The following is a 15,127-nucleotide window of genomic DNA, read 5'->3' as shown; positions in this document are numbered from 1 at the left end:
GATTATTCTGTTTTGATAAATTATTTTTGTAACACGAACAAAGAGACAAAACCTGCCGGAAATTTATGGAAAATCAACTAATAATTGAACAGAAAACCCAAAGAATTGAGTCAATCGATTTGCTAAGAGGCATTGTCATTATCATTATGACCCTCGATCATGTACGTGATTATTTTCATGCAGAGGCTTTTTTATTCGATCCGACGGATATGAAGCAAACCACAGTACCTGTTTTCTTAACAAGGTGGATTACACATTTCTGCGCACCGGTTTTTGTATTTCTTGCCGGAACTTCTGCTTTTCAGTTTGGCAATACTAAGGGAAGGCAGGCGCTTTCATCTTTTTTGCTTAAGCGGGGAATCTGGCTTATTTTACTGGAATTAACGGTTATCAATTTCGGATGGTTTTCCAATATTGAATTTGCCTTTTTTGCCCTTACTGTTATCTGGGCCTTAGCAATTGGTATGATCTTTCTTTCTTTTCTGATATATCTTCCTTTAAACTGGATTTTTGTCTTTGGAATTTTGCTGATTTTCGGACATAATTCACTGGATTCCATACATTTGGGACAACCGGGAAGTTCAGAAGCTACCTGGTGGTCGCTTATCCATGAGCAATCGCTTGTCAGACTTGGCTCAGAACATCTTGTTTTTATAGGATATCCGATTATTCCCTGGATTGGTGTCATGGCACTTGGATACTATTTGGGAAGTTTGTATACCGCAAAATACAGCCCACTCAAAAGAAAACAGGTATTGATGTACAGCGGGATCATATTGACAACGCTTTTTATATTGATTCGCTTCACTAATTTGTACGGAGATCCTTCTCAGTGGAGTGTTCAGACAGCGTTTTCACATACGATGCTATCTTTTCTGAATACGACCAAATATCCGCCTTCATTACTTTATTTATTAATGACGCTGGGACCTGCTTTACTGGTGTTGGCATTTACCGAAAATCTTACCGGGAAATTAGCTCAGGAAGTGCTTATTTTTGGCCGTGTGCCTATGTTTTATTACATCGTTCATATTTATACCATTCATATACTTGCTTTTATGGCAGCGGCTTTGACGGGGAGAAAGATTTCTGATTTTGTTCTGTCCGGTTGGGTGACAGGCGTTCCCGAATTGAAAGGATATGGCTTCTCTTTGCTTATTACTTACCTGGTATTTGCTTTGGTGGTAATCGTTTTATTTCCGGTTTGTAAATGGTATGATTCTTATAAAAGGAACAATCGGGATAAATGGTGGCTTAGTTATCTTTAACAGTAAATTAGATAATCAAAAGGTGAAGAATCTGAAATTCTTCACCTTTTGATTATAAATACCGGAAACTGAAACTTAGTTGAGTTTATAACTGAGTCCGGTAATTTTGTCGAGGGCCTGAATTAGGTCATTATTCGGTGAGATTTTGTTTTTCCGGGAAAGCATGGTTACTTCTACTTTTTCTTCCGGATCATATACCATTACAGAAAGACTGCAATTTCCCTGGTTCTGACCGATCAGGCTGTTCAGATGCGTAATAAATTCTGCGTTTACCTGTTGGAGGCCTATAGTGATTTTAAGTTCTTTTGAAAACTGGTCACGCACTTCTGAAAGCAGGCGCATATTCATAGGTTTAAATTCCCAGTTGTCCTGCTGATTCCATCTCGTTTTAATCTGACCTCTGATGTAAAGGAATCTGTCTAAAGCCACATATTTGGACAGGTTTACAAAATCCTCCCCGAAGAGGGCAAATTCATAACTTCCGTTATAATCTTCCAGGGTAAATAACATGAAAGGATTACCATTTTTCGAATACCTTTCTATGGCTTTTGTTACAATCCCGCCAACGGCTACTTCCTTACCTTTAAATTCCATTACCCTGTCAAGCGTGCAGGTACAGAAATTTTCTAATTCCAGCCGGTATTCATCCAAAGGGTGTCCGGAAATGTAAATCCCTACCACATCTTTTTCGAATTTAAGTTTTTCCATCTGAGACCACTTCTCAACAACCGGGATTTTTGGAGTAGCAATGGCTCCGCCGCCATCTCCCAGCATACCAAAGAGAGAAGATTGTGCGGAAGAACGGTCTTCTACAGATTTGTTGGCGTAACGAATTATTTTCTCAATGAAAGTAGAACCTTCTCCTTCATCAAAATAAACAGCCCGGTGAATGTCTGTAAAACAGTCGAAAGCACCTGCATAGGCTAAACTTTCGAGTGTTTTCTTATTAACAGTACGAAGGTTAACCCTGGTAACAAAGTCAAAAATGTCTTTATAAGGCCCGTTTTTGTCTCTTTCTTCAATAATACTCTCTACAGCAGCGTCACCTGTTCCTTTAATTGCTCCTAAACCAAAACGGATTTCCCCTTTTTTATTTACTGCAAAGGAGCGATAGGATTCATTAATATCCGGCCCCAATACCGGTAAGCCCATTCTTTTACATTCTTCCATGAAGAATGTGATTTTTTCAATCTGTCCAAGTGAGTTAGACATTACCCCCGCCATATATTCCGAAGGGTAATGAGCCTTGAGATAACCAGTTTGATAGGCTACAAATGCATAACAGGTGGAATGGGATTTGTTGAAGGCATATTGCGCAAAGGCTTCCCAGTCAGTCCAGATTTTATTCAGTTTATTTTCAGGATGCCCTTTTTCTTTTGCTCCATCAATAAACTTACCTTTCATCTTATCCAGGGTATAACGGTCTTTCTTACCCATTGCCTTTCTCAGAACATCGGCATCTCCTTTTGAGAAGCCTGCCAGTTTCTGAGACAGAAGCATAACCTGTTCCTGATAAACGGTAATGCCATAAGTATCAGCAAGATATTCTTCCATATCAGGCACGTCATACACAATTTCTTCACGGCCGTGTTTACGGGCAATGAAGTTGGGAATGTATTCCAACGGGCCGGGGCGATACAAGGCGTTCATTGCAATCAGATCCGAGAACTGATCGGGCTTAAGTTCTCTGAGGTATTTCTGCATTCCGGCAGATTCAAACTGGAATGTAGCATTGGTTTCTGCTCTCTGATAAAGCTCATAAGTTTTGATATCATTCAAAGGAATTTCATCCAGGTTGATATCAATCCCATGATTCTGCTTGATAAGTCTTAAAGCTTCTTTCAGAATTGAAAGGGTTTTCAATCCCAAAAAGTCCATTTTAATTACCCCCGCATCTTCAATGATTTTACCTTCGTACTGTGTAATTAATAAGTTTACATCTTTAGAAGCTGCAACTGGCAGAATATTTGTCAGATCATGAGGAGCGATGATAATTCCTGCGGCATGAATGCCGGTCCCTCGTACTGATCCTTCCAGTACCAGTGCCTCTTCAATAACTTTAGATTTAAGAGATCCTTCTCTGCGGAGCTCTCTCAATCTTTTGACGTTTTCAAGGTCATCTCCCTGAAGCTGTTCTTTTTCCGCAAGCGACTTATCTCCGGTAATCGGCGCATTCATAACCCTGTCGAGCGAAGTACCAGGCTTATCCGGTACCAGTTTCGCCAGTTCATTGGACTCATTTAAGGGTAAATCCAGTACTCTTGCTACGTCTTTGATAGACATTTTAGCGGCCATCGTACCGTAGGTAACAATATGGGCAACCTGATTTTTACCGTATTTATCAACCACATAATCAATTACTTTCTGACGACCTTCATCATCAAAATCCGTATCAATATCGGGCATTGATTTTCTGTCAGGATTCAGGAAACGCTCAAAAAGTAAATTGTACTTTATCGGGTCAATGTTAGTAATACCAATGCAATAGGCCACTACTGATCCGGCAGCGGAACCCCTTCCCGGGCCTACGAAAACCCCCAGGTCTCTACCAGCGTTAATGAAGTCCTGAACAATCAGAAAGTACCCAGCAAATCCCATCGTCCGGATTGTGTGCAACTCAAATTTAATCCTTTCTTCAACTTCCTGGTCGATATCACCATACCGTTTTTTGGCACCCTCCCAGGTAAGGTGTTCCAGATAATCATCCTGAGATACAAATCCGGCCGGAATCTGATAGTTTGGCAGGAGAATATCCTGTTTTAGTTTCAGGGTTTCAACCTTACTTACAATTTCATTGGTATTGTCTATGGCCTCCGGGAGATGTTTCCATAGATTTGACATCTCCTGCGTGGATTTGAAGTAAAACTGGTCGTTGTAGAAGGCAAATCTTTTCCCTTTGGTAGAGGTGGAAGCATCATCATCAATGTCCTTATAAGTGGGAGTAGCCTGTTTTTCTCCGGTGTTTATACATAATAAAATGTCATGGGCATTGGCATCTTTCTGATCGAGGTAATGCGAGTCGTTGGAAGCAATGATCTTAACATTATATTTTTTGGCAAGTTTTATCAGAAATTCATTACACTTTAACTGATCAGGTATGTCATGATTCTGTACTTCTACATAATAATCTTCTCCAAAGATATCGAGCCACCACTTAAATTCCTTTTCGGCCTCTTCTTCTCCATGACGCAGTATGGCCTGAGGAACTGAAGCTCCTATACAGCAGGTGGTAGCAATTAATCCTTCATGATATTTCAGAATCAATTCTTTATCAATTCTCGGATATTTACCGTAAAGTCCTTCGATAAAACCCAGTGAGCAGAGTTTTACAAGATTTTCGTAACCTTTTTTATTTTTGGCAAGCATTAACTGATGATAACGCTTGTCTTTTTGTTCTTTGGAAAACTGTCTTTTGTGGCGGTCGTCCACTACATAAAATTCACAGCCCACGATAGGTTTTACCCCTTCGTGTTTACCTGCTTCCGCCACGAACTGAAATACCCCGAACATATTTCCGTGATCGGTAATGGCTACCGCCGGCATTCCGTCTTCCTTTGCTTTTTTAAACAAAGATGAAATTTTGGATGCCCCGTCAAGCAGGGAATATTGGGTATGACAGTGTAAATGAGAAAATTGCATTTTTTATTGATTTATGAAGAAGGAAGGGTTTTTAAGAAAAACGATTATTCAGGAATAATTCATTTGTTTTTATATCCTTATTTTAAAAAAGCCTTTCTTCTGAAAGAATATTTAAAGCTTTACTTCCGGTTCATTTTCATCGAAGAAAATGTAATTGAGAAAATCGAGGAAAGGTTTTAGCTCGCGACAGCAATTTGTTACATTTTCAACAAAATCGGCAGCAATAATTTCTTCATCAGTGAATTTATGCCAGAAGAAAAGCTGGGTTTTTCTTAAAAGCTCAATTTCAGGATGGTCTTTTGCATAACCTTTCGGCGTTGTTTTAAGAGAAGCGCCTTCTGCTTCACCGAAAATGTTTGTAAAAGAAGGTTTATAAATGATTCCTTTCAATTCCGCGGCATTATAATCAATTTCCTGACGAAGTTTTGCTAATTGCTCTCCGGTGGCATTATACATTCCTCCTCCGATAAAAGAACCACCGCCTGGCTGAATATGTAAATAGTAATCCATTCGGTTTGCTTTTCTGCCTCCCTGAGAAAAACTGGCGGAAAACCAGCTTTTATAGGGAGATTTATCCGAGGAAAAGCGTACATCTCTCGCTATCCGGTAATTACAGTGTTTAACTTCTACACCTGATAAGTCTTCAAATTCGCCAATAGAATGAATTAAATCCTGAATGGTCAATTCAAAGTCCTTTTTAATGCTTTCGTATCTTTTTTTATTAGCATTAAACCACTCCCTGGTATTATGCTCTTTGAGTTGTTTTAAAAATTCGAGGGTGGCGTTTGTTATTGGCATAATTAGACAATAATATCTGGTTTTCTGATGACTGATTCGTGAAATTACTCAAAATGTATCAATCTTGATTTGAAGGATTGAAGGATTTTGTGGATTTTTGTAAAATCAAATAATAAAATAGTCATTCATACAGTAATCTAATTCTATAGAAATGCGAATTTTAACAGGCATTCAGGCAAGCGGCAGGCCACATCTGGGAAATATTTTAGGCGCGATCCGTCCGGCTGTTGCTTTATCTAAACAACCGGAAAACGAATCTTTTTTGTTCATTGCAGACCTTCATACTTTGGTAAGTTTGAAAGACGGAGAACAATTAAAGCAAAATACATATGCAATTGCAGCAGCCTGGTTAGCCTGTGGTTTCGATTCTGATAAAAATTATTTTTACCGTCAGTCAAAACTGGCTGGTTATCATACGGAATTAATGTGGTATCTGAGCTGTTTTGCGCCTTTCCCTATGCTAGCGAATGCTACCAGTTTTAAAGAGAAATCTGAAAAATTAGGGAGTGTTAATGCAGGCCTTTTTACTTATCCGGTTTTACAGGCGGCAGATATTATGCTGTATGATGCACACCTTGTTCCGGTTGGAAAAGACCAGCGTCAGCATCTTGAAATGACCAGAGATTTGGGAGGAGCTTTTAATCGCCAGTACGGAGAAGAAATTTTAGTGTTACCTGAAGCCAGAATTGATGAAGCGGTGATGACAATTCCGGGAATTGACGGACAGAAAATGAGTAAATCGTACGGGAACTATATCGACATATTTTTAGATGAAAAAGAGCTTTTGAAAGTAGTGAAGAAAATAGTTACTGATGCTACGCCACTTGAAGAGCCTAAAAATCCGGATACCTGTAATGTATTTAAGTTATATGAATTAGTTGCTGATAAGGAAGAAATTGCAGCAATGAGAGCTAAATATCTTGCCGGAGGTTTTGGTTATGGTCATGCCAAACAGGAACTTCATGCTGTACTGGTGAGAGTTTTTGCGAAAGAAAGAGAGCTTTTTAACTATTACATGAATAATATTGATGAGCTGGATGCAAAATTAAAGCTTGGAGAGGAAAAAGCGGAGGAAATTGCCAAAGTAACTATGGAAAGAGTAAGAAAGGCTCTTCATTTCTAACCAGATATTCTGATGGATTTTATCAAACAGCTTGATATTCAGTTATTTTTAGTATTAAACGGGCTTCACAATGATGCAATAGATCCTATAATGGCCCTGATTTCAGGAAGAAATACCTGGATTCCATTGTATGCTTTAATCATTGGCTGGATGATCTGGAAACATAAAAAGCAGTCAATCTGGATGTTACTGATGATTATTGCTGCCATTGCTATTTCAGACCAGGCTGCTTCAGGATTATTAAAGCCACTTGTAGCGCGTTTACGGCCGTGTCATGAACCAACTATTCAGCATCTTGTACATTTGGTCGGAAATTGTGGCGGACAATATGGATTCTGTTCTTCACATGCAGCAAATACTTTTTCGCTGGCGATGAGTTTGTTTCTTTTATTCGGACAAAAGATTAAAGCTGTAGTCTGGTTTTTCGTTTGGGCTGCGGTAGTTTCTTATAGCCGGATTTATCTCGGAGTTCATTATCCGATTGATGTTCTGGTTGGGGCTTTATTAGGAATACTGGCCTCATGGATATGCTATAAAGTATATCTTCGTTTTACAGATTAAAGATTGATTACCTCCTTTATTAATTCATGAGAATATTATTTTTAGGAATTTTATGTCTTTTTTATTCGGATTTGACCTTTGCGCAGGATAGTAACGGCATACTCGGAACCTGGTTTAATCAGGAAAAAGACTCAAAAATTCAGATTTATAAATCCGGGGAAAGTTATTTTGGAAAAATAGTATGGATTAAAAACCATCCGGCAGATGGAAATCCGGCACTTGACTCGAAAAACCCTGACGAGGAAGACAGAAAGAAGCCTGTAATGGGATTGAACATTCTGAAAAACTTCCGGTTTGCAGGAAAAAACAGCTGGATTGAAGGGAAAATTTATAATCCCAGAGATGGGAATTCCTATGCCGGAAAGATGACACTCAAAAATAAGAATACCCTCGACTTGAGAGGTTACATAGGGAGTCCGATATTTGGCAAAACGGTAACATTTACAAGAGTAACTGATTAAACAGGCCGGCTATTAAAGCCGGCCTTTCGTTTTGCATTAAAAATATTACGGCGTACAGAACATAAAAACTGACTTGAAGAGCCCGGAGATTGATAGATGGAAAATAGCTTTATTTAACAAAAACACATTTTTAATGATGATATCTGAACAATATGATTCTTTGAGTCCTGTTCTCCGTATGCGTAAGCATTTGAAAGAAATAATATTTGTGGCACAGTTATTGCCAGATGAAGTAAGAAAAAAGGATTTTAATGATGATTTAATTGGAGAAGCGCATGAGCTTTTGACTTTGAGTTATCAAAACGGAGAGGGTAATGTCGCTTCATTGGAAGATTGGTGGAATACTTTACGTTTGGATGAAGAGTTTGATCCGGCACTTTGTTTTGTACTTTATGATGATGAGGGCATAGTTGGTTTTGCACAATGCTGGACGAGTTCTTTTATCAAGGATATAGTGATTCACCCGCGTAGAAGAAGGGAAGGGCTTGCTGAAGTTTTGCTTTGGACTGTTTTTTCCGAATTTCAGAAAAGGGGTGCTCAATATGTAGATTTAAAGGTTTTACATAATAATTATCCAGCAATACAGCTTTACAGGAAGGCAGGTATGGAAGTAATTGGCATAGTTCCTGATAATGATATATTGTGAAAATCCTGAAAGAAAAGGGATCAAGGTTCAATTAAGTTATATTATTGTTGATTTACGATATATTAAATCAATAAAGGTTTATTAAATAAAGCGGAAACATTAACTGAAGTACAATGAAAGACATTCGGACAAGTCTTAAGCAGTATAAATTACTTCCGTCTTTTAATTTTATTTTTTGGTTAATCACATTTTTATAATGCCCATGTAATTAAAACACTTTTAGAGTCATATCATACCCCCCCCGCAATTAAAATACTTTAGAGTTATTTCATAATATCCCCGCAATTGAAATACTTTAAATTTAACCCCCGGCATTAAATTACTTTAGCGTCACGCACGTATAATCCTGAGTCATCTTATAGCACACCCACCATCAAAATACTTTCAGGACTTTGTGAACAAAGCAAAATCCTGAAAATGGACCGTAATTCACTGTGTCCTGATATTATTTTGAACCTGAAAACATCTGATCTGAGTGGCAAATAACGGACTGTTTATTGTCTTGTTGTTTCGCCTATGGACTTCTATTCAATTAATAGAGGTGGTTTTTGTTGTGCCCTTTGAGAGCAGTATATGGAATTTATGTGATTAGTATATGAATGATAAAATTTAAATGCCATGCAAAAATATTGAATAACGCTTGCAATCATTCCGTATTGTAAAGTAATGCAAAGTCAGCTATGAGTATCCTTATAAAATAAAAGTACCATAATCCCATGAATTTAACCGCTACAAAAAATCACATTTTTTTACTGAAACGTTTTACGTTAATAGTAAGTTTATTGATATTCAGCCATGTTTTGCATGCCCAAATAGTTATTAATTATCCTGCAGCACCTCAGGGCCTGACACGAGGCATGGGTGCTGGTAATTTAACTGTAAAAATAGGTTTTGGTGCAATTTGTACTAATACTACTGTAACAATTGTCTTACCTGAATCTGTTACATATGTGGCAGGTTCAGTAAACAAAACGGGCGGGAGTTTGTTAAGTGGTGCTATTACTGAAAACAACATCAGTAATTTAAACGCCCCGGAATTTATAGTAAACGGGATAACGGCGGCCGGGGATATTACTTTTACAATCAGCAGGCAGGCCATTTGCGGAGCAGCTGCCAGTGGCAAAGATACCGTAAAAGTAGCTTCAGGCTGTGGAGTCATATCTGCACCCGTCAAAGCGGTATCAGCCAGTAATTCTTATAATTTACTGGCACCGGCGCTTAGTATGAGTCCGCCTGTGGCAGTTACGGGGGCATTCTTAAACAATACTTACACCCGCACCACTACAGTTACTAACGGCGGAAACGGCTGCTTAGATACCTTACGTTATTATGTAGTGTATGCCAACGGAGGTATTGTTAATACGACAAATAATGCCATTATAGCCAACGGTACAAGTTTTAGTCCGTATCGAACAAATGGAGATACCCTTTTTTATAAAATATCCGGAGCTACACTTTTTGGAGGTAATAATTTACTTTGTAATGGTGAAACTGTGGTAATCAGTGAACCTATCAAAATAATAAAGTGCAATGCCAATACCAGTTATTGGGCAGGCTGGGGGAGAACAGATAAATCTATATGTCAGTCCGCCACAGGTACGAGTATAATAACCATGGCTAATGGTGTACCAAATATCAGTGTAGTATCTTCAGATGTAACCCCGGAAGGGGCATGTACACCGGGAGTTTCTAAAGTAGTATATACAAACAATGGAACAGGTGGAAATGCCGGAGCAGCTTATAATATTACGACAACTGTGGGCATGACGAATAATAATACATCACCTTCTTATAAAGGATTGGATAATGGACAGAAATTAGGAAATTTTAGTATCAATGGTGAACCAGGAGTTGGTATTACAATGAATATAGCTACAGCAGGAACAACATCAGCGCCTTTTGGTTTAAATGTAAATCAATTTACCAGTGACCCCGATGGCGTTGGAACCGGTTTGGATGATCTTGATGGTGACGGGCAATATGACGATCTGGCACCAGGTAAAAGCTTCACAATTTACCTTAATCGTATTTATATTCCTGATACTGTTTCTTGTCCAAGAAAGACTTATGGTCAAGACCAATTAGCTTCTACATTAAGTTATACTAGTATGTGTAGCAGTACCGTCACTAGCACTCAGATGTTAAATGGTAGAGGTGGTAGTACATATTCTTTTTGTTGCCAAACTTCGAGTCAAACGATTCCCGGCCAGATTTATGGTAACACACCCTTTAATGTTAATGTTTCTATTTCTCAAACCTATATTCCTTTAGGTCTTAGGCCAACAGATAGTATAGAAGTAGTATTGACTTTACCAAGCGGGGTTACTTATGCTGGTAATGCTACCTATCGTGGAGATACAACAACTACAATTAGTGTTGTAGGAAATAAACTACATATAAAAGCGAAGGGGCCAGGGGCTTCTATAGCAGCGCTTGATAAACTGGCAATGGATTTTGGTTTGGATCTGATTTATGATTGTTCTAGAGGCGCTCAAGTTTTACCCATTCCTTATACGATTACATATATAGCTGATAGGGCTTGTGGGGCCATTGATAAATTGTTTTGTGGAACTCTTAGTACAAAAGCCATTTGTGAAACTCCCTGCCCGGATGGAATGTCTAATAAAAGAGTAACTGTAGAAAGATTGTCATTAGGTTGGACAGATGATAAAATGACCACTAAAGTTTCACCTTCAAGTTTACCTGCTCTAAGCCTACAAACCGTTACAGTATACGATACCGTAAAAATCACTTCTTCCGCAATTGAGGGTGCAGTTGTACATAGGGATTTGTTTTACAGTATACAATTTGATAAAGCAGGTTCCGCAGATGTAATGAAGTTTATCAATGGAACAGGAACCTTTCACTTTAAAGCAGTAGCTAGTAATATAGTTATTGATGTGCCTATTTCGATGGTGCCAACAAGATCTGATAACAGTACTTTGAGTATATGGACTTGGGATTTAACCCCTTTGTTGGGTACGAATGGCATTCCTTCCACGATTAATCCAGGGGATAGTGTTTGGGTAAATATGTCATATCAAGTTACCAATGCAAACAATAATTTATTATATGGAGCAACAGCACTTCCAGCTCCTAATGGTTTATCGTATTTTTATAATATCACAGCAGGCAATATTGTACATTGCCTACGGCTTGTTCCACCTATATATTTTCTTGGAATTATTAGGAATCCACAAGGATTAGGATCTTATTCGAATAATGGAGTATTGTCGGGTTGTAATAACGCTGGTTTGTATACATCGTATGAATTTAGACATAACTCTGCATTACAACCATTTCCCAATGAATATAGACCTAAAATGTCTATTGATTCAATCATCATTACTTTACCGTTAGGTGTATCATATGACAATTCAGTTACGTCTATGTATTCTTATTCATATTATCCTAATAAGTATGGTATTTTAAGAGGTTTTGCAGGGGGAATAACGCCAATCATTCGTGGAAATCAACTTATATTTATAAATCCCGGTACATGGAAACCAAGTAATTTTACAAATGTTGCTGATGATATGAGACTTATTTTCTATGTAAAATCAGACTGTCAGGCAGGTAGTGTTTCCAAATCTTTAAGTGTAGGATATCAGTATTTTGGGAAAGATTTTCTCTATGATTCTCCTAATCCTATTGTACCCACAATTTCAACACAACTTACGAATACAACTGCTTTGAGTGTTGTTGGAACCGCACGTCCGGCAATAGCGGTGCAGAATAATACCGGAGTTGTTCAGGGGGTATTATCACAGCAATACTGGGATGTGCAGATCAATAACCCGAGTACGGTTATCGCTCCATATGTATGGATGGCACTTGAAAAGGCTGCAGGTACGGGAGGTGTCAGTATAGATAGTGTAGTACTAAAACCGGATAACATAAAATTAACAGCCAGCGATTATAATGTGACTGACAAATGGTATAAAATAAGTGCGACAGGTTTAGCTTCCGGAGCAGTTCAACAGGCAAGGGTATATTTTAAGTATAGCAGTTGTTTGCCGGATAGTATTTTATTCAAAGCTGGCTGGAATTGTACAGGTTATCCGGATCCGGACCCTTTGACAGGTTATTCATGCGCTGCTCCGCAAAAATATTTGAAAGTGATTCCTAATCCAAGTCAGGTACAAATGAGTATTCTGCGTCAGCCTGCTGCGGGTGGCAGTATGAACCTATGTACTGCTGATAGTGTTTTGGTAGTGGTAAATAGTGCACAGGCAGGAAACCTGATAAGCCCTTATGTAAATGTTTTTCCGCCGACAGGAATAATATTGGATACACCTATACAGGTAGAATACCCCCTGGGTAGCGGTGATTACCAAAATGCATCATTGACTCCTGTTTCGGGAGGTGGATATAAAATAGATCTGACTGCTCATACAAGTATCGGTAGTAAGGGGATAGCGGGAACTGTTATAAATCCCGGTACAGCAGGTCGTCAAGCCAAAATAAAAATACGGTTTCAGGCAGTTTGCGGAATAAGCTCAGGGTCGGTATTAAGTTTTAACACCTATGGGAAACAACCCTGTGGTTCCCCGGCCATAGGAGATGGCAGCAGAGTATCTACCGCAGGAATTGATGTGACAGGGGCATCTACTACAGGCGGGGCCGGTATGGTGTTAGATTTTAGTTCGCCAAACATAGTCTGTGGACAAACATCTATATTAAATATTTCTAATACACCCATTGAGGTTGCAACACAACCCGGAGATACAGCGATCTATACGCTACCTGCTTGCTTGTCCTATGTAGCTGATAGTTTTGTAGGAGGTAATAACTGCAGTAGTTGTACAGCGACAATAAGTTCGGGTGCTGGAGGAACAACCCTGGTAAAGGTAGCATTACAATCTGGAGTGGCAGCTGGTACCTCGTTAGATGCCAGCTTTAAGGTCAGAGCAAATACAGGCTCTTGCAATAATAACGTTTCTGCAATACTAGTGCGACAGGCTACAAGTGCTTTTACCTGTAATGGAGTGGCATGTCCAAATAGCGGGGTGGAAATTGCGAGAGCATCAAAAGCCTTTACCACCGAGCAATATGTTACTTCCGTAACAACAGCAGTAATTCAACCGACTTGTGCTAAGGCTACAGGAGTGATAGAGGTAACAAGTCCTGCCGGAACAGAATTGGAATATAGTATAGATGGCATCAATTATCAAAACAGTACAAGTTTTGTCAATCTATCACCAGGTACTTATACGGTTTACGTTCGTAGTGGAACAGCGTGTTCCCCTAATACAAGCACGGTGGTTATCAACAGTCAGCCTGCCACACCTGATTCAGTAAAGGCGACCGTTATTCAACCAACCTGTAATGTGGCGACTGGCAGTATAACTGTAACTTCTCCAACAGGAACTGGCTTGACTTACAGCCTTGATGGTCGTACTTATCAGTCAAGTCCGACGTTTAGTGGTTTAGCGTCAGGAACTTATAACATAACAGTAAGTAATGGTACTTGTACCAGCTCGTCTATAAGTGTGACAATCAATAGTCAACCTGCCACACCTGATTCAGTAAAGGCAACAGTGACTCAACCCAGCTGTAATGTAGCGACCGGCAGTATAACCGTAACATCTCCGACAGGTATAGACTTGACTTACAGCTTAGATGGCCGTACTTATCAGTCGAGTCCGACGTTTAGTGGCTTAGCGTCAGGAACTTATAACATAACTGTCAGTAATGGCACTTGTACCAGTTCATCTGTAAGTGTGACGATCAACAGTCAGCCTACCACACCTGATTCAGTAAAGGCAACTGTCACTCAACCAAGCTGTACTGTAGCAACTGGCAGTATAACCGTAACATCTCCAACAGGATCAGGTTTAACCTACGGCCTAAATGGTGGTAACTATCAGTCGAGTCCGACGTTTAGTGGCTTAGCGTCAGGAACTTATAACATAACTGTCAGCAATGGTACTTGTACCAATTCATCTGTAAGTGTGACGATCAATAGTCAACCTGCCACACCTGATTCAGTAAAGGCAACAGTTACTCAACCAACCTGTAATGTAGCGACAGGCAGTATAACCGTAACTTCTCCGACAGGTATAGACTTGACTTACAGCTTAGATAGCCGTACTTATCAGTCGAGTCCGACGTTTAGTAGTTTATTGCCAGGAACTTATAACATAACTGTCAGCAATGGCACTTGTACCAGTTCATCTGTAAGTGTGACAATAAATAGTCAACCAGTAACACCTGATTCAGTAAAGGCAACAGTTACTCAACCAACCTGTAATGTAGCGACCGGCAGTATAACCGTAACTTCTCCGACAGGTATAGACTTGACTTACAGCTTAGATGGCCGTACTTATCAGTCGAGTCCGACGTTTAGTAGTTTATCCTCAGGAACTTATAACATAACTGTCAGTAATGGCACTTGTACCAGCTCGTCTGTGAGTGTGACAATCAATAGTCAACCAGTAACACCTGATTCAGTAAAGGCAACTGTTACTCAACCAAGCTGTAATATAGCCACAGGCAGTATAACCATAACATCTCCGACAGCAACAGGCTTGACTTACAGCCTAGATGGTGGTAACTATCAGTCGAGTCCGACGTTTAGTAGTTTATCCTCCGGGACTTATAACATAACTGTCAGCAATGGCACTTGTAT

At 39.3% G+C, this 15,127-nt stretch carries 8 protein-coding genes; 6 read left to right on the top strand and 2 right to left on the bottom strand.

What is annotated here, in order from left to right; genetic code table 11:
• Positions 1–65 precede the first annotated feature (65 nt).
• On the top strand, positions 66–1,268 hold the full coding sequence (locus BM179_RS23690; protein WP_092019661.1) for an acetyltransferase domain-containing protein: 1,203 nt from the start codon (positions 66–68) through the stop codon (positions 1,266–1,268).
• A gap of 75 nt (positions 1,269–1,343) precedes the next feature.
• Here the strand turns inward: BM179_RS23690 and dnaE are convergent, their stop codons facing one another.
• Together dnaE and BM179_RS23680 are read right to left on the bottom strand one after the other, a co-directional pair.
• Entirely contained in the window at positions 1,344–4,907 is a 3,564-nt protein-coding gene (gene dnaE, locus BM179_RS23685; RefSeq protein ID WP_092019660.1) for a DNA polymerase III subunit alpha, read from the bottom strand.
• A gap of 111 nt (positions 4,908–5,018) precedes the next feature.
• On the bottom strand, positions 5,019–5,705 hold the full coding sequence (locus tag BM179_RS23680; protein WP_229633026.1) for a DUF2461 domain-containing protein: 687 nt from the start codon (positions 5,703–5,705) through the stop codon (positions 5,019–5,021).
• Between the two features lie 151 nt (positions 5,706–5,856).
• Between BM179_RS23680 and trpS the strand changes: the two genes are divergently transcribed.
• The 5 genes from trpS to BM179_RS25855 all read left to right on the top strand — a co-directional run.
• Complete coding sequence (gene trpS, locus BM179_RS23675) at positions 5,857–6,828, top strand: tryptophan--tRNA ligase (protein ID WP_092019659.1); 972 nt, start codon at positions 5,857–5,859, stop codon at positions 6,826–6,828.
• Positions 6,829–6,840: 12 nt separating this feature from the next.
• Positions 6,841–7,389: a phosphatase PAP2 family protein gene (locus tag BM179_RS23670; RefSeq protein WP_310586984.1), complete on the top strand. Its 549-nt coding sequence runs from the start codon at positions 6,841–6,843 to the stop codon at positions 7,387–7,389.
• Positions 7,390–7,415: 26 nt separating this feature from the next.
• Positions 7,416–7,850 carry a DUF2147 domain-containing protein gene (locus BM179_RS23665; protein WP_092019657.1) on the top strand — a complete coding sequence of 145 codons (435 nt, stop codon included), beginning with the start codon at positions 7,416–7,418 and terminating at the stop codon, positions 7,848–7,850.
• Positions 7,851–7,983: 133 nt separating this feature from the next.
• Complete coding sequence (locus BM179_RS23660; protein ID WP_092019656.1) at positions 7,984–8,496, top strand: GNAT family N-acetyltransferase; 513 nt, start codon at positions 7,984–7,986, stop codon at positions 8,494–8,496.
• 716 nt (positions 8,497–9,212) lie between these two features.
• A partial coding sequence (locus tag BM179_RS25855; RefSeq protein WP_229633025.1) for a hypothetical protein occupies positions 9,213–15,127 on the top strand: 5,915 nt, incomplete at its 3' end.

Source organism: Pseudarcicella hirudinis (assembly GCF_900115665.1).
GTDB classification, from domain to species: Bacteria; Bacteroidota; Bacteroidia; order Cytophagales; family Spirosomataceae; genus Pseudarcicella; species Pseudarcicella hirudinis.
Note: the sequence above shows the minus strand (reverse complement) of the source record. Positions and strands in the feature narration are given on the sequence as shown.